Raw genomic sequence first — 26,029 nt, forward strand, 5'->3', positions numbered from 1 at the left:
GCGCGAAGGAAACCCCATGGCATTTGACTTTGACCTGTTTGTGATCGGCGCGGGCTCGGGCGGCGTGCGCGCGGCCCGTTTTTCGGCCAGCTTTGGTGCGCGCGTGGCCGTGGCCGAAAGCCGCTACCTGGGCGGCACGTGTGTCAACGTGGGCTGCGTGCCCAAGAAGCTGCTGGTCTACAGCGCGCACTACAGCGAAGACTTCGAACAGGCGCATGGCTTTGGCTGGACCGCGGACGCGCCTAAGTTCGACTGGCCCACGCTGATCGCCAACAAGAACCGCGAGATCGAACGCCTGAACGGCATCTACCGCAATCTGCTGGTCAACAGCGGCGTGACGCTGCTCGAAGGCCACGCGCGCATCGTCGACCCGAACACGGTCGAAATCAACGGCAAGACTTACAGCGCCGCGCACATCCTGGTCGCGACCGGCGGCTGGCCGCAGGTGCCCGACATTCCGGGCAAGGAACACGCCATCACGTCCAACGAGGCCTTCTTCCTGAAAGACCTGCCGCGCCGCGTGCTGGTCGTGGGCGGCGGCTACATCGCGGTGGAATTCGCGTCCATCTTCAATGGCATGGGCGCGCAGACCATCCAGTCCTACCGCGGTCCGCTGTTCCTGCGCGGCTTTGACCTGGGCGTGCGCGAACACCTGCGCGACGAACTGGTCAAGAAGGGCATTGACCTGCGCATGAACACTGAGGTCGCCCGCGTCGACAAGCGCGCGGACGGCTCGCTGGCCGCCACCTGCAAGGACGGCTCCGTCATCGAGACCGATTGCGTGTTCTACGCCACGGGCCGCCGTCCGATGCTGGACAACCTGGGGCTGGAGAACACCGGCGTGAAGCTGCGCGAGGACGGCTTCATTGACGTGGATGACGAATACCGCACCGCGGAACCTTCCATCCTGGCCATCGGCGACGTGATCGGCCGCGTGCCGCTTACCCCGGTGGCGCTGGCCGAAGGCATGGCCGTTGCGCGCCGGCTGTTCCGCCCGCAGGAGTATCGCAAGGTCGACTACAAGCTGATTCCCACCGCCGTGTTCAGCCTGCCGAACATCGGCACCGTCGGCCTGACCACCGAAGAGGCGCGCGACGCCGGGTACGAGCTGCGGCTTTTCGAAAGCCGCTTCCGGCCCATGAAGCTGACGCTGACCGAGTCGCAGGAGCGCACGCTGATGAAGGTGATCGTCGACGCGCAGACCGATCGCGTGCTGGGCGTGCACATGGTGGGCCCGGAGGCCGGCGAGATCGTGCAGGGGCTTGCCGTGGCGCTGAAGGCGGGCGCAACCAAGGCCGTCTTCGACGACACCATCGGCATCCATCCCACGGCGGCCGAAGAGTTCGTCACGATGCGCACGCCCGTCGCGCAGTAAGACGCGCCAACGCCTGACGCTACAGGCGTTCGATCATGACGCGCGCCGCCGCCGGCGCGCGTTCTTTTGCCCCATTGATGAAGTACGCAAAGACGTCCTGAACCTTGGCGGGTTTGGCCGGCGCGCCGATGCGCGGCAGGTCGTCCGGATGGTCGCCGCGCGACCAGGCCTGCAGGCGCTCTGCCCAGGCGTCCAGCGCCTTGGGCGCATATCCGGCCTTGTATCGGGTGCTGGCGCGCATCAGCCGCGCGTAGACAAAGTCGCCCGTCCGGTCGGCAATGGCGGGAAACTCGTCGCTGTCGGTGTAGACGGTCGCTGCGCGATGGCGGCGCGCAAGGTCCAGATATTCCTCGCAGGCAAAGCTGGCATGACGCACGTCCAGCGCATGCCGCAAGGGCAGTCCGTCCACCGTGTCCGGCAGCAATTCCAGGAAGGCCCCGAAGTCCTTTGGATCGAACTGCTTGGTGGGGGCGAATTGCCACACGATGGGGCCGAGCTTGCCGCCCAATTCGGCGATGCCGCTTTTGATGAAGCGATCGATCGAGTCCCCCGCGCCCGCCAGTTCACGCCGGTTGGTGCAATAGCGCGACGCCTTGAGCGAGAACACAAATTCCTCGGGCGTTTCGTCGCGCCACTTGGCGAACGTGGCGGGCTTTTGCGTGCCGTAGTAGGTGCCGTTGATCTCGATGGCGGTGACCTGCCGGCTGGCGTATTCCAGTTCGCGCGCGTGCGGCAGGTCGTCGGGATAGAAGACGCCGCCGCGCCACGGCTCGAAGGTCCAGCCGCCGATGCCAACGCGGATCGCGGCAGCCCGGCCTGCCGGGGACGGAGGACGTTTCGGCATGGACTGCGCTCCACAAAAGGGGTCGAGCGGTCCACTGTATCGCCGGCGCGACTAGCCGCCAACCCCATCGGAAAATTCCGCTGTTCCGGTACAGTTTTCGGCTAAGGTGTGCATTCACGATCCGACTTTCGTCCGGCGCACGCCGGCTTCCCATGCCCGACCTGACACATCTGCTGACTTTCGCCCTGGTAGCGCTGGGCATGGTGCTCACACCCGGCCCCAACATGATCTACCTGGTGTCCCGCTCCATCTCGCAAGGGCCGCAGGCCGGCCTGATTTCCCTGGGTGGCGTGGCGGTCGGGTTCATCTTCTACGTGGCCTGTGCGGCGTTCGGCATCACCGCCTTGCTGATGGCCGTGCCCTACGCCTACGACGCGCTGCGCATCGGCGGGGCGCTCTACCTGCTCTACATGGCGTGGCAGGCGATCCGTCCGGGCGGCCGTTCGCCCTTTCAGGTGCATGACCTGCCCAAAAGCAGCCCGCGGCAATTGTTCACGATGGGTCTCCTGACCAATCTGCTCAATCCCAAGATCGCGGTCATGTACGTGTCGCTGCTGCCGCAATTCATCCAGCCCGAACACGGCAGCGTCTTCACCCAATCTCTGGCGCTGGGCATGACGCAGGTCGTGATCAGCCTGTCCGTGAACGCGCTGATCGCGATCATGGCGGGTTCCATTGCCGGTTTCCTGGCGGGACGCCCGCTGTGGATGGTGGTGCAGCGCTGGCTGATGGGCACGGTGCTGGCCGGCCTGGCGGTGCGGATGCTTGTGGATACGCGACGCTGATGCCGGCCCAGGACGGATTTTTCGCGACGCTGGGCGGCATGCTCGGCGAGGGCCTGCGCGCCATCGTTGCAGGAATCAAATGGCTCTTGGGCGGACTGGGCGGCGCGCTGGCGGATTTCTACGCCGGCCTGGCCGGCGCGATGGGCATGAGCCCGTCGATCTTCAATCTGGTGCTGCTGGCGCTGGGCCTCATGTTCCTGTGGGGCGCGGTCAAGGCGCTGCTGCGGCGCTCGATCCTGGGGTTCCTCTTCTGGCTGTTCATGACGCTGCTGGTGCTGGGCGGCCTGGTGGACTAGCGGGCCCGCGGCACCGCTTGTGCCGCGGCTTGCGCCACCTCCCGCAACCGCCGCACCATCGCCGGAAAGCGTTCCGCGCCGGTGTTGCCATAGCCGATCACCAGACCATTGTCCTCGGGGCGCGGCGTGAGCGCGAACGAAGACAGCGCGCCGGGATTCATGCCCAGCTTGCGTGCCTCGGCCACGATGGCCGTATCCGCATATTCGGACGGCAGCCGCACCGTCAGATGCAATCCGCAGTGCCCGCCCAGCACCTCGTGTTCGATCCCCAGATGCAGGGCCAGCGCCTCGCGCAGCGCCGACTGGCGTTCGCGGTACAGGCGCCGCATGCGGCCCAGGTGGCGTGAGAACTGGCCGTTTTCGATGAAGGCTGCCATGGTGAGCTGCTCCAGCCGGTGGCCGCCGCGCTGCATCTCGATGATGGACGGCATGGCCTCGCGCGCGATGGCCTCGGGCAGCACCAGAAAACCCAGGCGCAGGGCGGGGAACATCGTCTTGCTGAACGTGCCCACATACAGCACCGGGGCGTCCGGCAGCAGGCCCTGCATGGCGGCGATCGGTTCGCCCTGATGGCGGAATTCGCTGTCGTAGTCGTCTTCGATGATCCACGCGTGCGCGCGCCGCGCGCGTTCCAGAAGGTCGAGCCGGCGCGTCAGCGACAGCACCGCGCCGGTGGGATATTGGTGCGAAGGCGTCGTCTGGATCAGGCGGGGCGGCTGGCGCGCCCAGGCGCTTTCGGGGATGACGATGCCATCGGCATCCACGCGCATGGCCACGACATTCAGGTCGCCCGCATGAAAGGCGGCCTTGGCGCCGCGATAGCCCGGATCCTCCAGCCAGGCCGTGTCGCCCGGATTGGTCAGCAGTTGCACGCACAGCGCCAGCGCGCCTTGCGCGCCTTCCGTGATGACGACGCGCGAGGCGTCGCAATGCACGCCGCGCGAAACGCGCAGGTATTGGGCGATGGCCTCGCGCAGGGCGGGCTCGCCCGCCGGATCGCCATAGCCCAGCGCGGCGGCGGGGGCAGCCTGCAGCGCGCGGTCCTGCGCGCGGCGCCAGGCATTCAGCGGGAATTGGGTCAGTGCGGGCGTGCCGGGCGTCATCGGCAGCGTGGCGTCCACGGCATGGCGTGTGGAGACGATGCGGGCCAGGCGCCGGGCGGTCGCCGGGGCCTGCGTGGGGCTGGGCACGGACTGGCGGGCGGCGTTGCGGGCCGCGGCCGACAGCGGCGCCACGCGCGTGCCCTGGCGGTCGGCGATCACATAGCCCTCGGCCGTCAGTTGCTCGTAGGCGATCAGGACCGTGTTGCGCGAGATGGCCAGGTCCTCGGACAGCGCGCGGGATGACGGCAGCTTGCCGCCAGCCGGAAGCTGGCCGGCCAGGATGGCCTGCTTGAGCCGCTGGATGAGCTGGCGCTGGCGCGGCAGCGACCCCGGGCCGCGTACAAGCGGACTGGAAAGCAGTGAAGCATTGGCGGCGTCGCCCAAGGCAGATTCGGTCATGGCCCTATTAAATTCCCGGTTCGTGGCGCTTTTTATGATGCCACGGTTCCGATATCGTGAGGCCCTGGGTGTTGCGCCCGCCACTGTCGGCGGCGCGCCCTGAACCGATCTCCGAGGCACCGCCCGCATGCAACCGCGCACCAACGATTTCCAGCAACCCATCGGCCCGGCGCTGCCCGGCTGGACAACGCGGCCACGTCCGCCGCTCACGCCCGCCGTCGGCCGCTATTGCCGCCTGGAGCCGCTGTCGGCCGAGCGCCACGCGGCAGACCTGTACCAGGCGTTCAGCCAGGCACCCGACGACAGCGACTGGACCTACATGGGCGTCGGCCCCTTCGCGGACGAGGCCGCCTACCGGTCGTTCGCCGAAACCGCGCAGTCCACCCCGGATCCCATGCACCACGCCATCATCGACCTGGCCACGGGCCGCGCCGTCGGCACGCTGGCGCTGATGCGCATCGACGCGCCCAACGGCGTCATCGAGGTCGGCTTCGTGTCCTATTCGCGCCAGCTCAAGCGCACCCGCATTGCCACCGAAGCGCAGTTCCTGCTGATGCGCCGCGCCTTCGACGAACTGGGCTACCGCCGCTACGAATGGAAGTGCGACAGCCTGAACGCGCCGTCGCGCGCCGCCGCGCTGCGCCTGGGCTTTACCTTTGAAGGGATCTTCCGGCAGGCCACGGTCTACAAGGGCCGTAGCCGCGACACGGCGTGGTTCTCGATCATCGACAGCGAATGGCCCGCGCGACGCGCGGCGTACGAGCGCTGGCTCAGCCTGGACAACTTCGACGCCGACGGCAAGCAACGCCAGGGCCTGGCGGCGCTGGTCGCGGCCGAAGCGGCCGCCGTCGCGGGCACCGAGGCGGACAGCAATCGGCGTGGCAACGGCGCAGGAGACTCGGCCGCGTGCGCCTGATTCCGGTGGCACTGGCCCTTTTCTGGGGGCTGAACTGGCCGGCGGTGAAGATCATTCTGTCCATCTTCCCGCCGTTCACCTTGCGCGTGCTCGGCCTGGGCAGCGGCGCGCTGCTGCTATTGCTGCTGGCGGGCGCCAAACGCTTGCCGCTGTTGCCGCCGCGCAGCGCGTGGCCGGGGATCGTGGTGGCCGGCGTCCTGGCCGTGGCCGTCTTCAACCTGGCCGTGGCCTGGGCGCAGCTCAGCACCAGCACGTCGCGCGCGGCGGTGCTGACCTTCACGATGCCGATGATGTCGGCGCTGCTTGCGTGGCTGGTGCTGGGGGAGCGCCTGGATCGCCGCCGGGGTCTGGCGCTGCTGTTGGGCGCCTGCGGGGTGGCGGTGCTGGCCTGGCCGGTGCTGCAAGCGGTGTTCGCCGGCAACGACGTGGCCGCCGCCAAGGGGCTGGTGTTTCCGCTGGTGGCGGCGTTCGGGTGGGCGGCCGGCACCGTGTATCTCAAGCGCTGGCCGGTCGCGGGCGACCGCATCGTCATCACGGCGTGGCAGCTCGTCGTCGGCGCCAGTTGCGCATTGGCCGGCGCGCTGATCGCCGGCGAGTCCTTTCCCACGCGAGGCTGGACCGCCAGCGTCGCGGGCGCGCTCTCGTTTCACATCATCCTGGGCACCGCGGTTGCGTATTGGCTGTGGTTCGTGCTGAGCGAGCGCGTCAGCGCCACCGTCGCGGCGCTGACCACGCTGATGGTGCCGGTCGTGGGCGTGCTGGGCGCGATGGCGCTGGTGGGCGACCGCCCGGGCGCGTCGGACTGGTGGGGATTCGCTTTCGTGATGGCCGGTGCGGGGCTGATCGTCCTGAACCTGGGTCAGCGGCGCGCCTGACCGGCGCCTTCGGGCGGCGACGGCATCCACGTGCCGTGCAGCCCGGCGGGTACGCGCCGCGGCAGGCGAACCTGCGCGACAGGACCGGCGGCCAGGTCGCGGGCGTCCAGCACGATGAACCGGCCCCCGGTGTCGTTTTCCGCATGCACGAAGCTCAGGATGTAGCCGTCCGCTTCACCCGTGCCGGCCGGGTCGGCCGCAAACACCGGTTCGCACGCGGTCTGCCCGGCGGGCAGCCGGAATACGGACTTTTCACCCGTCTGCAGGTCGTAACGGGCAAAGGCTTCGAAGGCGCCGGGCTGCGGCGTTTCACCTGGACGCGGGTCGCGCAGGCCGGCATAGCAGAAGCGGGCGCGCCGCCCTAGCCACGCATCGTTGACCCGGCCGAACTCGCAGGGCTGATCGTCCAGCGTCTGATCGTCCACGCCTCCGCTGTCCAGGTCGATGCGCAGACGGTGCATCTCGAGCCGCTTGCGCGAGTTGGGTCCGTAGCCGTCGTGCCAGGGCAGCACCGCCTCGATCACATTGCCGTCCACGCAGGCATTGGCGACGTGCCAGTTGAAAAAGGGTTCCGCTTCGATCCACCGGATCTGCGCCGCGTCGTTGCAGTCGCGCGGCACGAGCAGCACGTGCGTGCCGCGTTGCGGCTCCCAGGCTGGCGCCGCGGGTCCGCGGCTGAAGTCGAACACCAGCGGGCAGACGAACGCGACCACGTGGGTGGCGGTCAAGCCGATGTCGTGGACCAGCGCCGGCCAAGGCGACGCGAAGGACACCTGGCGGTCCACTTGGCCGGCGGCGTCCAGCCGCATGTATTCCAGTGTGCCGGCCATGAGGTCGTAGTTGATCGCCAGCATTTCCCCGGTCAGCGGATCGACCTTGGGATGCGCCGAGAACGCGCCTGTGAGCTTGCCCTGGAACGTATTGGGACCCAGCGTGCCCAGCGCGTCGTTCACTTCGTAGGGGCTTCCCCCTTCGTATAGCGCGTGGATCCGCCCGGCGTGGCGCAGCACGTTGGTGTTGGCCAGGTTGGCTTGCGGGGGCGGGCCGAACGTCGGGTTGTACAGGCGGCGTCCGGCGTCACGTTCTTCCCGAAGCTCGGCGGTCAGCACCCAGCGGTTGCGGTAACGCGCGCGGCCGCCGTCCAGGTAGAGCGCGTGGATCATGCCCGTGCCGTCGTAGGGATAGGCGTAGCCCGGTCCCGGTTCGAATTGCGGGTTGGGGCCGTTGCGCATGAAGACGCCGGACAGGCCGGCGGGCAGGTCGCCTTCAATGGGCAGGTTCGCGTCGTCGCGTTCGTCAAAGACCGGTGCGAACGCACGGGACAGGGCGGGGATGTCGCTGTGCCAGGGTTGCATGGGGACTCCAGGCCGTGGCCCCGCGCCGGGGGGGGGGGGCAGCAAACGTCCGGGGCGGGAAAAGTCCGTTATATCCGCCTGGACCACCGGGTGAAAGCCGAGTTAACCATGATGGCCGGTTCAACCATGAGGCGCGCCGCCGCGCCGCCTGCGCAGCCGTTCCCGCACCATTTCCGCGCCGCTGACCAGCGTGATCCCAGCCAGCACCATCACCGCGCCGATCACGAATCCCGCATCCAGCGGCTCATCCAGGATCAGCACGCCAAAGCTCACGCCAAAGAGGGGCGTCATGAAGGACAGGATGGACAGGCGCGAGGCAAGATACCGGCGCAGCAGCCAGAACCAGACCAGGTAGCTGGACAGCGCCACGACTACCGACTGGAACGCGACGCTCAGCACGGCGGCCTGGGTATAGCGAATGCCGTGATGGCCGGTGGCCACGGCGAAGGCCAGCAGGCCCACCGCGGCCACGGCCATCTGATAGAACAACGTCTTGGCGGGGGCGGCCTCGGATAGCGCCGTCTTGCGGATCGCGACCGTCGTGGCGCCCCACAGCAACCCGGCCGCCAGTCCCATCGCATCGCCCAGCAGCATGTTGCGGGCGCCCTCGTGGACGGCGGGTTCGCCGCCCTTGACCAGGAACGCGACCGCGATGCCGCAGAAGGCCAGCGCCACGCCTGCCCATTGCAGCGGTTTGAGGCGCTCTTCGGGCAGCAGCCAGTGCAAGCCGAGCGCCGCGAAGATGGGGGCGGTGTATAGAAACACCGCCATGTGCGAGGCCGTTGTGTAGACCAGACCCTGCGCGACGAACAGGAATTCGCCCGCGAACAGCAAGCCGACGATCAGGCCGGGCAGGATGGTGCCGTCAGTGAACGCGCGCCCGCGCTCTGAACGCCACACCACCACCGCCAGCACCAATGCCGCGAACGTCGATCGCAGCCCGATCTGCATGATGGGGGCGATGTCATCGGCCACCAGCTTGATGGCAATCTGCTGAAAGCCCCAGCACACGCACAGCGCCAGCATGGCGCTGGTGGCCAGCGTGTCCAGGGGAAGGCGTTGCGGCCTTGCGGCGGCGACGCTCACGGCAGTTCAGCGGGGTAGCTGTCCAGCGCCAGCCCGATCTGCTGGCGCAGGTCCCATTCGGCCAGCGTGGATTGCACCGGTCCGTAGAAGGCGCCGTCGCGGGCGACGAACATGGCCGGCAGATGGAAGACCTCGTAGCGCTCGACCAGCCCGCGGTTGTCGCCGGCATCGATCCAGCAGATGCGCTCGACCGGCAGTTCAACGGCCGGAAGCTGCTCGCGCGCCACGCGGCAGGTGCCGCAGGTGCGGCTGTGAAAGACGATGAGCGACAAACCGGGCGCGTCCAGCAGATAGCGGTCGGCGGTGCTGTCGTTGAGGGTTATCTGTTCCATGGTGTGAAGACTCTCAAGCGCCGCGCAGCACGCGATCGAGTTCCAGCACCGACTGATACAGCACGCGGGTGCCGTCCAGGAGTTGCGCCGGTTCGATCCATTCTTCGGGGCAGTGGCTGCGGCCGTTCAGGCAGGGGATGAAGATCATGCCGATGGGGCCGGTGGGCGCCATGTAGACGGCGTCGTGACCGGCGCCGCTGGGCAGGCGCATCGACGCGTAGCCCAACTGGTCGGCGGCAGCCTTGACGGCGTCCATCACCAGGGGCGAACAGTCCGTGGGCTGCGCGCGGCTGAGCTGCGTGAAGCCGGCGGTCAGGCGAAGCGCCTTCAGGTCGTCCGCCACGCCGGCCATCAGGGTTTCCGGAAAGGCATCGAGCACGGCGTTGCTGTCGCTGCGCATTTCCAGCGTCATCTCGACCCGGCCGGGCACCGCATTGGCCGCATTGGGCGTCATGGCCAGCCGGCCCACCGTGGCGACGACGTAATGCGGATTGCCGCTGGCGGCGCTGGCCTGGCGGTGGGCGGCGTCGATGATGCGGGCCGCGCCCACCAGCGCGTCGCGCCGGATATCCATGGGCGTGGTGCCCGCGTGATCGGGTTGGCCCTCGACCACGATCTGCACGCGGCGGATGCCGACGATGTTGGTGACCACGCCGATCGGCAGGTTGCGGCGCTCGAGCACGGGGCCCTGTTCGATGTGCAATTCGACGAAGGCGGCGGTCTCGCCCGCGCGGCGCAGCGGCGCATTCAGCGCCGCCGGATTGCCGCCGATGCGGGCGATGCCCTGCGCCAGCGTCTCGCCCTGCGGATTGCGCGCGGCCAGCATGTCGGCGCTGAGCTGCCCGCACAACGCGCGGCTGCCCACGCAGGAAATGCCGTAGTCGCTGGGTTCCTCGGACAGGAAGTCGATGACCTCGAAGGGATGGTCGAGGGTGATGCCGTGTTCCTGCATCGTGTGCGCGACCTCGATGCCTGCCAGCACGCCGATGATGCCGTCGAAGCGGCCGCCGCTCATGACGGTGTCGCAGTGCGAACCGGTGGCGATCGGCTTGCGCGCGGCGTCGCGCCCGGCGCGCGTGCCGACCAGGTTGCCGCCCGCGTCCAGGCGCGTGGCCAGCCCCGCGGCTTCGAACTCGCTGCGCAGCCAGGCGCGCGCGTCATCGAACAGCGGCGAAAAAGCGCGGCGCGTCCAGGGCACGTCGGGCAGGGTGAATTTGGACAGGGTGTCGACGCGCGCCCAGAGGCGTTCGGCGTTCAGGGGAGGAAAGGCGGGCGGTGTGGCTTGCGGCATGAGACTTCCAGAAGATCCGCCCTGGATTATGGCATCAATGCCATGGCATTCATGCCGCCGCGCGCCGGGCCGCGGCCTACGTTGTTCTGCGCCAGGCTGGCTCGCGCTTTTCCAGGAAGGCGGTCACGCCTTCGCGCGCTTCCTCGGTGCTGCGGATGGCCGCGATGCGTTCGACCGAGTCGGCGATCAGGGCCCCATCCAGAGGCTGGCCCGCGAAGTCCCGCACCAGCCGCTTGCTGGCCTGCACGGCGCCCGGGCCATTGGCGCACAAGGTGCGGCACAGCGCTTCGGCAGCCGCGAGCGCCAGCGCTGCGGGAACCACCTCGTGCACCAGCCCCAGCCGCAACGCGGTGGCGGCGTCAAAACGTTCGGCGGTCAGGAAGTACCGGTTGGCCGCGCGCTCGCCCAGGGCGCGGATCACATAGGGGCTGATGGTGGCGGGCAGCAGGCCCAGTCGGGTCTCGGACAGGCAGAAGTGCGCGCTGTCCGCCGCCACCGCCATGTCGCAGGCGGCCACCAGCCCCAAGCCGCCCGCGTAGGCATCGCCATTGACGCAGGCGACGATGGGTTTCGGGCAGGTCCAGACTGCGTGCAGCATGTCCGCCAGCCGCGTGGCGTCCTGCCGGTTGTCCGCGTCGGTCAGCGTGCCCATTTTGCGCATCCAGTTCAGGTCGCCGCCGGCGCAGAACGCCTTGCCCGCACCCGTCAGCAGCAGGACCCGGACCTGGGCGTCTTCCACGGCCGTCTTGACCGCCGCCGTCAGCGCGGCGATCAGCGTTTCATCGAACGCGTTGCGCATGTCCGGCCGGTTCAGCGTCAGGCGGGCGATGGGGCCATCGAGGGCCAGGTCCAGCGGTGCGTTCGGCGTCATGCGCGGTCTCCGGTGTTATTGATGATGGCTCAATCGGCGTGGCCATTTGCCTGGCTGATTCTATGGGTAAAAGCGCGATTTCGCGATACTTCGTTTGGATATATTGAGTTATCCTCAATAAAAAATCCGGAGACAGACATGAGCCAGCATCAGGGCGGCGCGTCCGCCCGTCAGCGTTACGCATCGGTATTCCGGCCGGGATTGTTCGACGGCAAGACCGTCATGGTGACCGGCGGCGGCAGCGGCCTGGGCCGATGCACCGCGCATGAGCTGGCGGCGCTGGGCGCCGGCCTGGCGCTGGTGGGGCGCAACCCCGACAAGCTGCGCACCGTGGCCGAGGAAATCGCCGGCATCTACCCCGAAGCCGCCGGCCGCATCAGCCAGCATGCGTGCGACATCCGCGACGAGGCCGGCGTTCGCGGCGCCGTGGCCGATGCGCTGGCCGCGCACGGCGGGCTGGACGGCGTATTCAATTGCGCGGGCGGGCAGTTTCCCGCGCCGCTGGACCAGATCAGCCTGAACGGCTGGAACGCCGTGGTGCAGAACAACCTGCACGGGACGTTTTTGGTGTCGCGCGAGGTCTATACCCAGCACATGCGCCAGCACGGCGGCGCCATCGTCAACATGCTGGCCGACATCTGGGGCGGCATGCCGGGGATGGGGCATTCCGGCGCGGCGCGCGCGGGCGTGTGGAACCTGACCGAAACCGCCGCCTGCGAGTGGGCGCATGCCGGCGTGCGCGTGAACGCGGTGGCGCCGGGCTGGATCGCCTCCAGCGGCATGGACAGCTACGACGAGCATTACCGCGGCGTGTTGCGCGAACTGAAGACCAAGGTTCCGCTGCAGCGTTTCGGCACCGAGGCCGAGCTGGCCGCGGCGGTCGTTTTCCTGCTGTCGCCCGCGGCGGCGTTCATCAATGGCAGCGTTATCCGCGTCGATGGCGGCGTGCCCAATGCGCGCCATTCGTGGAACCTGCAGCCGGCCGAGCGCGGCCAGGCCTACAACGGCTTTCCTCAGTACGTGCCGCCGTCGCTGTTTTCGGAAGATTGAAGGCGATGCAGCGCATTCTGGACTTCGCCCCGGAACTGCGCCAGCGCCAGCGCATCCTGGCGCGGCGGCTGCAAGGCCTGCCACAAAAAGCCCACCAGGTGGTCGGCGGTGGCCGCCACATCCACGCCCGTGCCGCGCAGCATCGCGTCCCACAGCACGTGTTCCATCGGCCCATAGACTGCCGAGCGCAGCAGACGCAGCGGCATGTCCTGGCGGATGTCGCCATCCGCCTGGCCTTGGGCCAGGATGCGCATCAGCGGGGCGGTGTAGCGGCGTTGCAGGCCGGCGTAGATCTCGCCAAAGTCGTCGTTGCGCGCGCGCCCTTCGGACAGGATGAACGCGCACAGGCCGGGCCCCTCGGCCAGCAGATGGCGCAGGTGCGTATGGACCAGGTAATGCAGTTGGGCCCGCGTGCCGTGGATATGGGGCAGGTGATCTTCCACCCGCGCGATGATTTCGTCGTACCAGTCGCTGATCACGCGCACGCAGAGTTCGCGCTTGCCGCCGAAGTACGTAAAGACGGTGGCTTCCGAAACGCCCAGGCGCTGCGCGATCTCGGTGGTGGTGGCCGCCTGGAATCCCGCTTCGGAGAACACCTGGCGTGCGACCCGCAGGATGTCGCGGATGCGTTGCTCGGACTTGGCGCTGGCCGGCGGGCGGCGCATCGGGACGGCTGGGCTATTTTCCATGCAGGCAACAGGCGAAAAAAGGGGCGGGCGGCCTGTCTGGCCGTCCGCGCGAGCGCCTATTATTGAGCGAGGGTCAACGCCGTGGCAAGGCGGGATGCAACCGGCCGCCGCGGCCCCTTCATGGCAACAACCATAATCATCAAGAGACAACCATGCTGCATAGAGCAGATTCCTACGCGCAAGTCCTGTCCACGTTCCAGTGGCAGGTGCCCGCGGCCTACAACATCGGCGTCGACGTGTGCGACAAGTGGGCGGACGGCAGCGGCCGGCTGGCGCTGATCTATGAAAAGAGCGATGGGGCGCAGACGCGCTACACGTTCGACCAGATCAAGGCGCAGTCGAACCAGCTGGCCAACAGCCTGGCGCGCTACGGCATCCGCCGGGGCGACCGCGTGGCCATCTACCTGCCGCAGGCGCCCGAAACCGCCATCGCCCATGTCGCCGCCTACAAGATGGGCGCGGTGGCGGTGCCGCTTTTCACGCTCTTCGGGGTGGACGCCATCCAGTACCGGCTGGCCAACAGCGGGGCGTCGGCGCTCATCACCGACGCCGAAGGCTGCCGCAAGCTGCTCGAGATCCGCGACAGCCTGCCGGATCTGAAAGTGATCTATTGCATCGACGGCGCGGCGGGGGGTGTGGAAGACCCGGCGGCGGCCGTCAATGCGCTGCCGTTCCAGCAAAGCCTGGCGCTGGAGGCTGACGCGTTCGACCCCGTGGCGACGGCGGCCGACGATCCGGCGGTCATCATCTACACCTCGGGCACCACCGGCAAGCCCAAGGGCGCGCTGCATGCGCACCGTGTGCTGCTGGGCCATCTGCCCGGCGTCGAGATGTCGCACGAGTTCTTTCCGGAAAATGCCGTCCTGATGTGGACGCCGGCCGACTGGGCGTGGATCGGCGGGCTGCTGGATGTGCTGTTGCCGTCGTGGCACCACGGCGTGCCGGTGCTGGCGCGGCGGTTCGAGAAATTCGACGGCGCCTCGGCGCTGGAGCTCATGGCGCGCCACGGCGTCACGCACACTTTCCTGCCACCGACCGCGCTCAAGATGATGCGCGGCTGCGAATGGCCCGAGCACGCCGGGCCGCGCGCGCTGCGCTCGGTGGCCAGCGGCGGCGAATCGCTGGGCGCGGAACTCATCGACTGGGGCCGCCGCGTGCTGGGCGTGACCATCAACGAGTTCTACGGCCAGACCGAATGCAACATGATCGTGTCCTCGTGCTCGTCGCTGTTCGACCCCTGCCTGGGCGCCATCGGCCGCGCCGCGCCCGGTCACCGGGTCGCTATTGTGGATGACGCCGGGGCCGAGTTGGCCGATGGACAAGAGGGCAACATCGGCGTAATGCGCCCGGATCCGGTCATGTTCCTGGGGTACTGGAACAACCCGGCGGCGACAGCGGAAAAATTTGCCGGCGATTATCTTCTGACCGGCGATATCGGCGTGCGCGACGCGCAAGGTTTCATCCGGTTCGTGGGCCGTAACGACGACGTCATCACCAGCGCCGGCTACCGGATTGGCCCCGGCCCCATCGAAGACTGCCTGCTCGGGCATCCCGCAGTGCGCATGGCGGCGGTGGTGGGCATGCCGGATGCCGAGCGCACGGAAATCGTGGTGGCGTATGTGGTGCTGAAAGAGGGGGTCGAAGGCGACGAGGCGCTGGTCAAGGCGCTGCAGGCGCATGTCCGCACCCGGCTGGCCGCCCATGAATATCCGCGCGCGATCCGGTTTGTAACCAGTTTGCCGACGACCGCGACGGGCAAGATTATCCGCCGGGAGTTGCGCGCCGGTTACCCGGCCTGAGCCGTCTCACCCAGTGACAATCTCCTCCATGTGGATGGGTTGACGGGTTGCCCGGCGCTGCAAGTATGATGGCGCAAACTGGATACGGCCCCACTCAATTGGGGCCGTATCACCTTTAGCCAAAGTATGGAGATAACCCCAATGAATAAGCCTTTGGACGGGGGACTGGCAGCCTTGAACGTGCCCGCGTACGTCAAGCACCGCGGACTGATCGACTGGGTTGCCAGTTTCGTCGCGCTGGCCAAGCCCGATCGCGTCGTGTGGTGCGATGGCTCGCAGGAAGAGTACGACCGCTTGTGCGAGCAGATGGTCCAGTCCGGCACCATGCGCCGGCTCAACCCCGCCAAGCGCCCCAATTCCTATCTCGCGTGGTCCGACCCGTCCGACGTGGCGCGGGTTGAAGACCGCACCTTCATCTGCTCGGACCGCGCCGAAGACGCCGGCCCCACCAACAACTGGGCCGACCCGGCCGAAATGCGCGACACGCTGAACGGCCTGTTCGACGGCGCCATGCGCGGCCGCACGCTGTACGTGGTGCCGTTCTCGATGGGCCCGCTGGGTTCGGACATCGCCCACATCGGCGTCGAACTGTCCGACAGCCCGTACGTGGCCGTGAACATGCGCATCATGACGCGCATGGGCAAGCAGGTCTATGACGTGCTGGGCACCGATGGCGACTTCGTGCCCTGCCTGCATTCGGTCGGCAAGCCGCTGGCCGAAGGCGAGGCCGACGTGGCCTGGCCGTGCAACCCCACCAAGTACATCGTGCACTTCCCCAAGACCCGCGAAATCTGGAGCTACGGCTCCGGCTATGGCGGTAACGCGCTGCTGGGCAAGAAGTGCTTTGCGCTGCGCATCGCATCCACGATGGGCCGCGACCAGGGTTGGCTGGCCGAACACATGCTGATCCTGGGCGTGACTTCGCCCAAGGGCCGCAAGTACCACGTCGCGGCCGCCTTCCCGTCGGCCTGCGGCAAGACCAACTTCGCCATGCTGATCCCGCCGCAAGGCATGGACGGCTGGAAGGTCACCACCATTGGCGACGACATCGCCTGGATCAAGCCCGGCCCGGACGGCCGCCTGCACGCCATCAACCCCGAGGCCGGCTACTTTGGCGTGGCCCCCGGCACCAGCGAGCAGACCAACTTCAACGCCATGGCCACGCTCAAGGCCAACGTCATCTTCACCAACGTCGCGCTGACCGACGACGGCGACGTCTGGTGGGAAGGCATGACCGACACGCCGCCGGCGCACCTGGTCGACTGGCAGGGCAAGGACTGGACGCCTGAAATCGCGCGCGAAACCGGCCGTAAGGCCGCGCACCCGAACGCGCGCTTCACCGCGCCCGCCTCGCAGTGCCCGTCCATCGACCCCGAATGGGAAAACCCCAAGGGCGTGGTCATCGACGCGTTCATCTTCGGCGGCCGCCGCTCCACCACCGTGCCGCTCGTCACCGAAGCCCGCAACTGGGTCGAAGGCGTCTACATGGCCGCCACGATGGGCTCCGAGACCACCGCCGCGGCCGCCGGCCAGCAAGGCGTGGTGCGCCGCGACCCGTTCGCCATGCTGCCGTTCTGCGGCTACAACATGAGCGACTACTTCGGCCACTGGCTCAATCTGGGCAAGCAGCTCGAAGCCGCCGGCGCGACCCTGCCGCGCATCTATTGCGTGAACTGGTTCCGCAAGGGTCCGGACGGCAAGTTCGTCTGGCCGGGCTTTGGCGACAACATGCGTGTGCTGCGCTGGATGCTGGGCCGCATCGACGGCCAATCCAAGGGCGTGGACCAGGTGTTCGGCGTGTCGCCCAGCTACCAGGACATCGACTGGACCGGACTGGAATTCAGCCCGGACAAGTTCGAGCAGGTCATGTCGGTGGACGAGAACGCCTGGCGCGAAGAACTGGCGCTGCACCACGAGCTCTTCGGCCAGCTGTCGCAAGGCCTGCCCGACGAACTGCGCACCACCAAGACCGAGATCGAAGGCCGTCTGGCGGCTTGAGACTGCTGGATCCGGTGGTTTGAACAAACCCGCCTGCTTTGCGCAGGCGGGTTTTTTTGCGTGCAGCGGGTTCAGCCCAGGGGGCTTAATGCGTCTTGCTGGCCGCGATGCCGTCCAGCGCCTTGGCCACGTCGTCCGGCAACTGCAGCGACGCGGCTGCCAGGTTTTCCCGCAGGTGTTTCGGGGAAGACGTTCCCGGAATCAGCAGGATGTTGGGTGAGCGGCGCAGCAGCCAGGCCAGCGCCGTCTGCATCGGCGTCGCGCCGATCCGCGCCGCGGCGTCGTTCAGGACGGACGACTGCAACGGGCTGAAGCCGCCCAGCGGAAAGAACGGCACATAGGGGATCCCTTCGCGCGCCAGGTCGTCGATCAGCGCATCGTCGGCCCGGTGCGCGACGTTGTACTGGTTCTGCACGCACACGATGTCGCAGATGCCGCGGCCCTGCGCCACCTGCGTGGGCGTCACGTTGCTCAGCCCGATGTGCCGGATCAGGCCTTGCTGCTGCAGGCCCGCCAGCACGGACAGCGGTTCCTCGATGGAGCCTTCCGCCGGGCCGTGCACGTCGAACATGGCGCGCAGGTTGACCACGTCCAGCACGTCCCGTCCCAGGTTGCGCAGGTTGTCGTGCACCGCGCGGGTCAGCTGTTCGGCCGAGAACGCGGGATTCCAGGACGCATCGTCGCCGCGCACCGCGCCCACCTTGGTCACGATCACCAGCTCATCGGAATAGGGGGCCAGTGCCTCGCGAATCAGCTGGTTGGTGATGTGCGGGCCGTAGAAATCGCTGGTGTCGATGTGGTTGACGCCCGCGGCCACGGCCTCGCGCAGGACGGCCAGCGCGGCGTCGCGATCCTTGGGCGGCCCGAAAACGCCGGGGCCGGCAAGCTGCATGGCGCCGTAGCCAAGCCGATAAACCTGGCGCGAGCCGAGGGCGTAGGTGCCGCTGTCTGCGAGTTGAGTCATGTCTGATCCTGTTTGAAATGAAAGGGGGGGCATGGGCCAAACGATAGAACTTCCATCGCCGCCTGATAAGCCAATACAATCCGCACGGCTTGTACGGAAAAATGAACAATGGCGACCGACCTCGATGACCTCAACGCCTTCGTCGCGGTGGCGCGCGCGCAGGGCTTTCGCGAAGCGGCCCGCACGGCCGGCACCAGCGCCTCGCGGTTAAGCGACACCGTGCGCCGCCTTGAGGCGCAACTAGGGGTGCGGCTCTTTAACCGCACCACGCGCTCGGTCGCGCTGACGCAGGCCGGCCAGGAACTGCTGGCCCGGCTGGCGCCCGCGCTGACGGAAGTGGAGGCGGCGCTGGACGCCGTCAACGTGTTTCGCGACAAGCCCGCCGGCACGCTCAGGCTCAATGTGCCGCTCAGCGCCGCGCGGCTGGTGCTGCCGTCCATCGTGCCGGCCTTCCTTGCCGCCTATCCCGACATCCGCCTGGAAGTCGTGGCCGAAGAGAGCTTCGTCGACGTGCTGGCCGCCGGGTGCGACGCCGGCATCCGCTACGACGACCGGCTGGAACAGGACATGATCGCCGTGCCCATCGGCCCGCGCGTGCAGCGTTTTGCGGCCGGCGCCTCGCCCGCCTACCTGGACCGGCACGGACGCCCCGCCCATCCCGAAGCCCTGATGCAGCACGCCTGCCTGCGCGGCCGGTTCCCCAGCGGGTCAATGCCGCCGTGGGAGTTCGAGCGTGACGGGGAATCGGTGCGCATCGACGCATCGGGTCCGCTGGTCGTGCAGATCGGCGGCGCGGTCGACCTGGCCGTGGATGCGGCCATCGCGGGCGTCGGTGTCGTGTATCTGTTCGAAGACTGGCTGCGCTTGCACTTCGAAAGCGGCGCGCTGGAACCCGTGCTGGAGCCCTGGTGGCCGCAGTTCTCGGGACCGTTTCTGTATTACTCCGGCCGACGGCTAGTGCCTTCGCCGCTCAAGGCGCTGATCGACTTCATCAAGGCGCAGCCGATTTCCTGAAAGGTGCGCTCGGTCTCGCCGGCCTGCGCCGTTTGATGCACAATCGCCCCATGCACCTGGATCCCGAAGACCTCGCCAAGATTACGTCCCTGACGCTCGCCCATTACGAAGAGAACGCCGATTCGTTCCAGGCCGGCACGCAGGACCACGACGTCAGCCAGAACATCGCCGCCTTGCTGCGTCACATCGACGGCGAGCCGCCCTTCGATATCCTGGATCTCGGGTGTGGACCGGGCCGTGACCTGAAGACTTTCCTGGCGATGGGACACCGGCCCGTCGGCCTGGACGGCACGCCGCGGTTTGTGCAAATGGCGCGCGCGGCAAGCGGTTGCGAGGTCTGGGAGCAGGATTTCCTGCAGCTCCAACTGCCCGCGGCGCGCTTTGACGGCATCTTCGCCAACGCCGTGCTGTTCCATGTGCCGGGGCAGGAATTGCCCCGCGTGCTGCGCGAGCTCCATGCCACGCTGCGGCCGCGCGGCGTGTTGTTCAGCTCGAATCCGCGGGGCGGCAATCAGGAAGGCTGGAATCGCGGGCGCTATGGCGCGTATCACGATCTTGAAGGCTGGCGGGCGCTGATGCAGGCCGCCGGCTTCGAGGAGCTGGAGCATTACTACCGGCCCGATGGGCTGCCGCGCGAGCAGCAGCCGTGGCTGGCGAGCGTCTGGCGGCGCGATTAGCGCCGGCTTCACGCCGGTGCTGGAAATCTGCTTCCTTTCTTGACGTCTCTCTCATGGTTGCCTCCACGCTCGTTGGCATGCTGTGCGCACACCTGCTGTGCTTTTCCGGCATGTTTTTGCTTATCAGCCGTCGTCTGCCTGGCAACAGGATGGGGATGGACTTTTTTGCCGTCGGCAACCTGCTGCTGGCGGCCGCCTACATCCTTCAACTCATCGAAGGCGGCCCCGCGTGGAGCCTCATGAGCGTCGTCAACCACTGCCTCACGCTGGCCGCCCCAATCGCCTATCTGCTGGGCGCCATGCTGTTCTTCGGACATCAGGTCCGCTTGTGGCAGCCGCTGCTGGCATTCTGTCTCGTGTACGGCATGGCGCAATGGTGGGTGCAATGGCAGATGGGCCCGGAAGCCCGCTACGCCATGCTCGCCGCTTCGGCCACGCTGCTTTTCTTTGCGATGTCGATCACGGTGCTATGCGGCACAAGAACCTTCGCCAAGGACTTGCGCGCGGAAATGATCTTCTTCGCGTGCCTGATTGGCGGGATCTGCGTGCTGAACGCGTTGAAGTTCCTGAAAATCATGGAGGGCGGCCTGGATGCGCTGCACATGGACAGCCGCTTCCAGATGATTTTCTACATCTATATGTCCACCCTCGCCACCATCGTGCCGCCGTCGATTGTCTGGCTGGTGCTGCGCCGTTTGACGGACAGCCTGCGGAATATGGCGGCGCGGGATCCGATGACGGATCTGCTCAACAGGCGCGGTCTCTCGGATGCGCTCGTCCAGTATTTCAATGGGCGCAATGCAAAGCCGGCGTATTTACTGGTGTTGGACGTCGATCACTTCAAGCGCATCAACGACACCTACGGCCACCAGGCCGGGGACGAGGTGATCTGCCATGTGGCGGGGTTGCTGCGTGCGGGCGTGCGCCGGGGTGATCTGACCGGCCGGATCGGGGGAGAGGAGTTTGTCGCCATTCTGCTCGAATCGGACGTGGCCGATGTGATGGTGCTGGCAGAGCGCCTGCGGGCCAGCATCGAGAGCCAGCCGATCCGTGTCACCGGCGCGAACGAGCGGCTGCGCTGCACCGTGACCATCGGCGTGTCGTCACGGTTTGATGGGGCGGATGCGCTGGAGGAAGCGCTGCGCGAGGCCGATGCGGCGCTCTATCGCGGGAAGGCGGCGGGGCGCAATCGGGTGGAGGTGGACCTTTCAACTCCCGGTATCTTCGCCCCGAGCGGCGCGTAGCTTCTTCCATAGCGTCGTCCGCGAAATGCCGAGGAGTTTCGCGGCCTGGCCCATATGGCCACCAGACTCCGCAATGGCTTGCTGGATCGCACGCTGTTCGGCGCCAAACCGGGTGGCGGCCAGGTCCGGCGTTTCCACGAGCTTGCTTTCCGGGAAGATGTCGCCGCTTGTTATCGTCGTGTCATCCGTCATGACCGCTGCGCGGGCGATGCGATTCTTCAGTTCGCGTATGTTGCCCGGCCAGGCGTACTCGCGCATCGCCTCTATGGCGTCGGATGACAGCGCAGCCCCGGCGGGCAACTGCTGCGCCAGCAAGGCGCGCGCCAGGTCTGGCAATGCGCCGAGCCGATGCCGCAGCGGTGGCGTCGCGATGCTGGCCACGGTCAGCCGATAGTACAGATCGGGACGAAACGTGCCTTGGGTCATTGCGGCTTGCAGGTCCGAACTGGTGCTGGACACAATCCGGCAATGCGTTTGCCTTGCGGCGCCGTCGCCCAGCGGCCGGTATTGGCCGTTTTCCAGAACCCCCAGCAGGACGGCTTGTGCTCTGGGCGTCAGTTCAGCGACTTCGTCCAGATAAAGCGTGCCGCCGCTGGCTTGTGAAAACAAGCCCTCGCGCGCGGTGCTGGCGCCGCTGAAGGCTCCTTTCACGTGTCCGAACAACAGGCTTTCCACAAGCTCCGTCGCCAATGTGGCGCAATTGACCGCGACAAATGGGCCCGCCGCGTAAGGCGAGCGCGAGTGCATGTAGCGGGCGGCACGGTCCTTGCCCGATCCCGTCTCGCCTTCGAAGAGCACCGGCAGCGAACTGGCGGCCAGGCGTTCAAGCTCCTGCGCCACCGCGAAGGTCTCGTCGTGTGTGGCGAAGGGGTTCTCGACGACGTCATCGTGAGGGCCGGCGGGTTGCGCGGCGATGACCGACCGGATGCGCGCCACCAGCGCATCGGTGTCGTAGGGCTTGGTCAGATAGTCGTTGGCGCCGGCCCCCACCAGCCGTACCGCCTGCGCGATATCGCCATAGGCCGTCGCAAAAACCACGGTGGTGCTGGCCAGATGGGGAATGAGGCGCCGGTACAGGTCTTCGCCGGAGCCGTCGGGAAGCCGGATATCGGCCAACAGAAACGCCGGCCGCATACGCGTCCTGCGAAACAGTTCGACCGCTTGCGCGCAGCTCTGCGCCCACTGCGCGGAAATGCCTTCAAGCCGCAGTCGCTGCAACAACGCGCCACCCAGCAGTTCGTCGTCTTCGATCAGCAAAACCTGTATATCGTTCAAGGCGCTTGTTCCTGTATGCCAAAGGGTAGACGCACGGAAATGCGCGTGCCGCTTGCGAGGGACGTGACGCGCAGCCCCCCTCGCATGGCTTTTATCAGATCGGCCACGATGCCCAGCCCCATCCCGTCACCGTCTGTCGGGCATCCCGTCAATGCGCGTCGTGCGGCGGGCGGCAAGCCTCTTCCGGCATCGGCCACATGCAGCGTCAGGGCGCCATCGCGGGCACGCGCGAAGACGCGCACCAGTTCGCCTGGCGCCGACGCCTGGATGGCGTTGAGCACCAGATTGAGCAACACCTGCCGGACGGCGCCCGCGGGCAGCGCGAGACGCCGCTCCTGAAGGCCTTCGCAATGAAGTTCCACGCGCACGCCGCCCCGGCTGGCTTGTGCCCCCACCATCAGGCGGATGTCGGCGATATCCGCTTCACGCAACAGCGCGTTGCCTGGCCGAAAGGTGCGAAGGCTGGCGTCCACGACGGCTTGCAGAGTTTCGACGCCGCGTTCGATGAAGCCGAGCGACTCGCTGCGAACGTCGCTGCGGTCTCCGAATTGCCTAAGCGTCTGCACGGCGGTACGCAGCCCGCCCAACGGATTGCGCACTTCGTGAGCAAGCGCCGCCGACATCCTTCCCAGCACGGCCTCACGTTCGATGCGGGCGCTGCGTTGCGTCAGCGCTTCACGTTCCAGCACGCCTTCAATCATCCAGTTGTAGGCCGACAGCAGTTGCTGCAGTTCGGGGTCCGTGGTGTTTACCGGCATGGGGCGCAGGCGATTCTCCGGGCCGGCGCGCAGCGCTTCCGTCAAGGAAATGATCGGGCGTTGAAGCCGTCGTGCCATGCCAAAGCACAACGCCGCGCCAATCAGGCTGATTGCCAATCCAACCAGGCCCAGTTCCCAGGCAAGGGCCTGCCGTTGCCGAAGAAAATCACTGACATCAAGGTTTGCCACTACGGTTCCCAGCCCGGGCCGCGTGTCGTCCAGCAAGCGCCATGTCCACACGCCTTCCGATCGCGGGCTGACAAGCGTGCCGGCGGTGTCCACAAATGATGCCAGGGGAATCGGCTCGACCTCGGGATAGCGTGCCACGTGGGCCAGGATGCGGCGATCGGCGGTGACCACGGCAAGGGTTCGATCGACCACGCCCAAGTGCGTATCCAGTGCCCGGTTGAGCACGTCGTCCATCTGCGCGGTGTCTCCGGCGCGCACTGCCGGAAGAATCGCCGCGGACAGCCCGTCCAGATAAACCTGTCCCAAATTGGCGACCTGCCTGTCGAACTGGCGTGACACGCCATGCAGCGCCAAGGAAATCAGCGCGGCGGATATCACGAGGAACAGCAACGAGACGGCAAGCGGAATTCTTGCAGTGAGGGGCAATCGGAGCATGCGGGGCGCCAGCAGGCGGAAAAGGGCGATTATGCCTTGGACGATTCGGGCATTGCAGTTGCAAGCAATGGAAAGCGAGCGGCGCGTGGACAAGATCCGTGCCAACCGCTTATTCGATGAGGAATCGTCGGCCGTTGTTCACTTTTGTGAACATGCCGTGTGAACGGCTGTTCATTCATTCACGCCAGCGTGAACGTATCTGGCCGCCGCTGCTGGTTTACCCGAATTTCGCGTGTCCAGCCGTGAAAGCGAATTGCAAGGCGTCCTTCTTAAAGTGCCTCCTCCTTCGGCTCGCGACATCCCGCGCGCCAGGATCTTTCGACAACAAACAGGGGAGCAAGCCGTGGGCAGCACCATATTTTCCAGGAAGCGCGATTTATGGGGCGGGGCGTTCATCGCCCTGTGCGGCGCGCTGACTATTCTTGAAGCGATCTCGTACAACATCGGGGAACTGGCCCGGATGGGCCCCGGTTATTTTCCGTTGATGGTCGGCTGCTTTCTGGTGGCGCTGGGCATCCTGGTCCCGCTTAGCCCAGATCCTGACGAAGTGCAGGAAGCGATGTTGGAAGAGCAATTGCCCCAGCCGACGCGGCGCGAACGCGTGCGCGGCATGGCGTGCATTGCGGGCGGCATCGCGCTGTTCATCGTCCTGGGCAGTTTCCTGGGGTTCTTGCCAGCCACTTTCGCGCTGGTGTTCGTCTCTGCGCTGGGCGATACGTCCAACTCGGTCAAGTCTGCCGCCATCCTCGCGCTTGCGATGACCGTCTTTGGCGCGGTGGTGTTTTCCTGGGCGCTGCAATTGCAGTTTCCGATGCTGCGCTGGGGTTGAATCATGGATCTTTTTGACAACGTATTGCATGGCTTTTCCGTGGCGTTGCAGTGGGAAAACCTGCTGTGGTCACTCTTTGGCGTCTTCATGGGCAACATGATCGGCGTGCTGCCGGGCATGGGCGTGCTGGCGGCCATCTCGATCCTGCTGCCGCTGACGTACGCGATGACCCCGGTGGCCGCGCTCATGATGCTGGCCGGTATTTATTACGGCGCGCAATATGGTGGTGGCATCACCTGCATTCTGCTGAATTTGCCCGGTACGCCGTCACACGCGGTGACGTGCCTGGACGGCAATCCCCTGGCCCGGCAGGGCAAGTCAGGATCGGCCCTGTTCATGCTGGTCATGGCGTCCTTCGTCGGCGCCAGCGTGGGCATCGTCATCATGATCCTGTTTTCGCCGCTGCTGGTTGAGGTCGCATTTCAGTTTGGCCCGGCGGAATATTTCTCGATGATGATGCTGGGCTTGTTTGCCGGCGCAACGCTTGCCAAGGGCTCGGCGATCAAGGGCATTGCGATGGTCTTTCTCGGGTTGTTGCTGGGTGTCGTGGGCACTGATGTCAACACGGGAACCATCCGCTTCGGCTTCGGCGTCATCGAACTGAGCGACGGCATCCCGCTGGTGGCGCTGGCGATGGGCCTGTTTGGTCTTGCGGACTTCTTTGCCAACGTCAATCGCATAGGCAAGGCCACCACCGTGGGCGCAGGCCCCAAGATGTCGGTGCGTCCGGAACCCGGCGATATCAAGAGCTCGGCCATGCCGATCGCACGCGGCAGCGCCATCGGCGCCGTGCTGGGCATCCTGCCCGGGACGGGCGCGACGATCGCTTCGTTCATGTCCTATGCCGTCGAAAAGCGCGTTTCGAAAACCCCCAAGCGCTTTGGCAATGGCGCCATTGAAGGCGTGGCGGGTCCGGAAGCGGCCAACAACTCGGCCGCGCAGACCAGCTTCATTCCCACCATGAGCCTGGGCATTCCCGGCGACTCGGTGATGGCCCTGATGCTGGGCGCGTTGATCATCCACGGCATTCAGCCTGGCCCGCAGATGGTGACCGAGCACGCCGACCTGTTCTGGGGGCTGATTGCCAGCTTCTGGATCGGCAACATCATGCTCGTCGTGATGAACCTGCCGCTGATCGGCATGTGGGCAAGACTGTTGAAAGTCCCCTACAAGTATCTTTTCCCGTCTGCGCTGTTCTTCGTGTGTGTCGGCGTCTACAGCACGAACAACAACCTGTTCGACGTGGGCATGGTGCTGGTGCTTGGCCTGGTCGGCTACCTGTTCCTGAAGCTTCGGTTTTCCCCCGCGCCGCTCTTGCTGGGTTTCGTGCTGGGTCCGATGGTCGAAGAGAACTTCCGCCGTGCGTTGCTGTTGTCGCGCGGCAGCATGAGCGTTTTCGTTGATCGTCCGATCAGCGCCGGCTTTGTCTATGCGATCCTGGCGCTTGCCGCCTGGCTGGTGTTCTCGACGGTGCGCAATCGCAAGCGCGTCCGTGAGCTTGAGCGCGTCCAGGCCAACGCCTGACCGCCAAGCGGCGAAGCGCCGATATTCGGGGGCCACTGGCTGGCCCCTTTTTTTAT

24 protein-coding genes are annotated in these 26,029 nt (G+C 66.7%); 13 read left to right on the forward strand and 11 right to left on the reverse strand.

What is annotated here, in order from left to right; all coding sequences use genetic code 11:
* The first annotated feature begins 16 nt into the window (after positions 1 to 16).
* Entirely contained in the window at positions 17 to 1,375 is a 1,359-nt protein-coding gene (gene gorA, locus HV786_RS10380; protein ID WP_128828018.1) for a glutathione-disulfide reductase, read from the forward strand.
* 19 nt (positions 1,376 to 1,394) lie between these two features.
* Here gorA and HV786_RS10385 read toward each other — a convergent pair whose 3' ends face one another.
* Complete coding sequence (locus HV786_RS10385) at positions 1,395 to 2,219, reverse strand: DUF72 domain-containing protein (protein WP_128828019.1); 825 nt, start codon at positions 2,217 to 2,219, stop codon at positions 1,395 to 1,397.
* 152 nt (positions 2,220 to 2,371) lie between these two features.
* Here HV786_RS10385 and HV786_RS10390 point away from each other — a divergent pair, with 152 nt between their 5' ends.
* Positions 2,372 to 3,004: a LysE family translocator gene (locus HV786_RS10390; protein WP_128828020.1), complete on the forward strand. Its 633-nt coding sequence runs from the start codon at positions 2,372 to 2,374 to the stop codon at positions 3,002 to 3,004.
* On the forward strand, positions 3,004 to 3,300 hold the full coding sequence (locus tag HV786_RS10395) for a hypothetical protein (protein WP_056316115.1): 297 nt from the start codon (positions 3,004 to 3,006) through the stop codon (positions 3,298 to 3,300). The genes HV786_RS10390 and HV786_RS10395 overlap by 1 nt, the downstream gene beginning before the upstream one ends.
* Here the strand turns inward: HV786_RS10395 and pdxR are convergent.
* Entirely contained in the window at positions 3,297 to 4,802 is a 1,506-nt protein-coding gene (gene pdxR, locus HV786_RS10400; protein ID WP_175210759.1) for a MocR-like pyridoxine biosynthesis transcription factor PdxR, read from the reverse strand. The two genes, HV786_RS10395 and pdxR, sit on opposite strands and share 4 nt — an antisense overlap.
* A gap of 127 nt (positions 4,803 to 4,929) precedes the next feature.
* Between pdxR and HV786_RS10405 the strand changes: the two genes are divergently transcribed.
* Entirely contained in the window at positions 4,930 to 5,718 is a 789-nt protein-coding gene (locus tag HV786_RS10405; RefSeq protein WP_128828021.1) for a GNAT family N-acetyltransferase, read from the forward strand.
* Complete coding sequence (locus HV786_RS10410) at positions 5,709 to 6,593, forward strand: DMT family transporter (RefSeq protein ID WP_175210769.1); 885 nt, start codon at positions 5,709 to 5,711, stop codon at positions 6,591 to 6,593. Before HV786_RS10405 ends, HV786_RS10410 begins: the two co-directional genes overlap by 10 nt.
* On the opposite strand, the gene HV786_RS10415 is transcribed toward HV786_RS10410, so the two are convergent.
* From HV786_RS10415 to HV786_RS10435, 5 genes are all read right to left on the reverse strand, one after another.
* Positions 6,578 to 7,948: a carotenoid oxygenase family protein gene (locus HV786_RS10415; protein WP_128828022.1), complete on the reverse strand. Its 1,371-nt coding sequence runs from the start codon at positions 7,946 to 7,948 to the stop codon at positions 6,578 to 6,580. The genes HV786_RS10410 and HV786_RS10415 overlap by 16 nt on opposite strands.
* Positions 7,949 to 8,068: 120 nt before the next feature.
* Positions 8,069 to 8,974, reverse strand: coding sequence for a DMT family transporter (locus HV786_RS10420; RefSeq protein WP_175210909.1), 906 nt, complete (start codon positions 8,972 to 8,974; stop codon positions 8,069 to 8,071).
* A gap of 56 nt (positions 8,975 to 9,030) precedes the next feature.
* A complete protein-coding gene (locus tag HV786_RS10425) occupies positions 9,031 to 9,366 on the reverse strand; it encodes a thioredoxin family protein (RefSeq protein WP_062841814.1) in 336 nt (111 codons plus the stop codon).
* Positions 9,367 to 9,379: 13 nt separating this feature from the next.
* Positions 9,380 to 10,657 (reverse strand): Zn-dependent hydrolase, encoded by a 1,278-nt coding sequence (locus HV786_RS10430; protein ID WP_175210771.1) that lies wholly within the window; start codon positions 10,655 to 10,657, stop codon positions 9,380 to 9,382.
* 76 nt (positions 10,658 to 10,733) lie between these two features.
* Entirely contained in the window at positions 10,734 to 11,528 is a 795-nt protein-coding gene (locus HV786_RS10435) for an enoyl-CoA hydratase/isomerase family protein (RefSeq protein ID WP_175210773.1), read from the reverse strand.
* 138 nt (positions 11,529 to 11,666) lie between these two features.
* On the opposite strand from HV786_RS10435, the gene HV786_RS10440 reads away from it, so the two are divergent.
* Positions 11,667 to 12,578, forward strand: a complete 912-nt coding sequence (locus HV786_RS10440; protein WP_175210775.1) for an SDR family oxidoreductase — start codon at positions 11,667 to 11,669, stop codon at positions 12,576 to 12,578.
* Here the strand turns inward: HV786_RS10440 and HV786_RS10445 are convergent.
* A complete protein-coding gene (locus HV786_RS10445; protein ID WP_056316137.1) occupies positions 12,542 to 13,267 on the reverse strand; it encodes a TetR/AcrR family transcriptional regulator in 726 nt (241 codons plus the stop codon). The two genes, HV786_RS10440 and HV786_RS10445, sit on opposite strands and share 37 nt — an antisense overlap.
* A 152-nt stretch (positions 13,268 to 13,419) precedes the next feature.
* On the opposite strand from HV786_RS10445, the gene HV786_RS10450 reads away from it, so the two are divergent.
* Positions 13,420 to 15,066, forward strand: coding sequence for an acyl-CoA synthetase (locus HV786_RS10450; protein WP_128828024.1), 1,647 nt, complete (start codon positions 13,420 to 13,422; stop codon positions 15,064 to 15,066).
* Positions 15,067 to 15,207: 141 nt separating this feature from the next.
* On the forward strand, positions 15,208 to 17,064 hold the full coding sequence (locus HV786_RS10455) for a phosphoenolpyruvate carboxykinase (GTP) (RefSeq protein WP_056316142.1): 1,857 nt from the start codon (positions 15,208 to 15,210) through the stop codon (positions 17,062 to 17,064).
* A gap of 85 nt (positions 17,065 to 17,149) precedes the next feature.
* Here the strand turns inward: HV786_RS10455 and HV786_RS10460 are convergent, their stop codons facing one another.
* A complete protein-coding gene (locus HV786_RS10460) occupies positions 17,150 to 18,028 on the reverse strand; it encodes an aldo/keto reductase family oxidoreductase (protein ID WP_128828025.1) in 879 nt (292 codons plus the stop codon).
* 108 nt (positions 18,029 to 18,136) lie between these two features.
* Between HV786_RS10460 and HV786_RS10465 the strand changes: the two genes are divergently transcribed.
* From HV786_RS10465 to HV786_RS10475, 3 genes are read left to right on the forward strand one after another with little or no spacing between them, the layout of a single operon-like run.
* A complete protein-coding gene (locus tag HV786_RS10465; protein WP_128828026.1) occupies positions 18,137 to 19,042 on the forward strand; it encodes a LysR family transcriptional regulator in 906 nt (301 codons plus the stop codon).
* A 50-nt stretch (positions 19,043 to 19,092) separates the two neighbouring features.
* The gene (locus HV786_RS10470) at positions 19,093 to 19,719 is read left to right on the forward strand and encodes a class I SAM-dependent DNA methyltransferase (RefSeq protein ID WP_128828403.1); all 627 of its coding nucleotides are present in this window, start codon (positions 19,093 to 19,095) and stop codon (positions 19,717 to 19,719) included.
* A 53-nt stretch (positions 19,720 to 19,772) separates the two neighbouring features.
* Positions 19,773 to 20,963 carry a GGDEF domain-containing protein gene (locus HV786_RS10475; protein ID WP_128828027.1) on the forward strand — a complete coding sequence of 397 codons (1,191 nt, stop codon included), beginning with the start codon at positions 19,773 to 19,775 and terminating at the stop codon, positions 20,961 to 20,963.
* Here the strand turns inward: HV786_RS10475 and HV786_RS10480 are convergent.
* On the reverse strand, positions 20,928 to 22,238 hold the full coding sequence (locus HV786_RS10480) for a sigma-54-dependent transcriptional regulator (RefSeq protein ID WP_128828028.1): 1,311 nt from the start codon (positions 22,236 to 22,238) through the stop codon (positions 20,928 to 20,930). The two genes, HV786_RS10475 and HV786_RS10480, sit on opposite strands and share 36 nt — an antisense overlap.
* Entirely contained in the window at positions 22,235 to 23,620 is a 1,386-nt protein-coding gene (locus HV786_RS10485; RefSeq protein ID WP_128828029.1) for a sensor histidine kinase, read from the reverse strand. The genes HV786_RS10480 and HV786_RS10485 overlap by 4 nt, the downstream gene beginning before the upstream one ends.
* Before the next feature lie 343 nt (positions 23,621 to 23,963).
* Here HV786_RS10485 and HV786_RS10490 point away from each other — a divergent pair, with 343 nt between their 5' ends.
* Positions 23,964 to 24,449, forward strand: a complete 486-nt coding sequence (locus HV786_RS10490) for a tripartite tricarboxylate transporter TctB family protein (RefSeq protein WP_252870088.1) — start codon at positions 23,964 to 23,966, stop codon at positions 24,447 to 24,449.
* A 3-nt stretch (positions 24,450 to 24,452) separates the two neighbouring features.
* On the forward strand, positions 24,453 to 25,973 hold the full coding sequence (locus HV786_RS10495) for a tripartite tricarboxylate transporter permease (protein WP_128828030.1): 1,521 nt from the start codon (positions 24,453 to 24,455) through the stop codon (positions 25,971 to 25,973).
* Positions 25,974 to 26,029 lie beyond the last annotated feature (56 nt).

Source organism: Achromobacter mucicolens, from assembly GCF_902859725.1.
GTDB lineage: Bacteria > Pseudomonadota > Gammaproteobacteria > Burkholderiales > Burkholderiaceae_B > Achromobacter > Achromobacter mucicolens.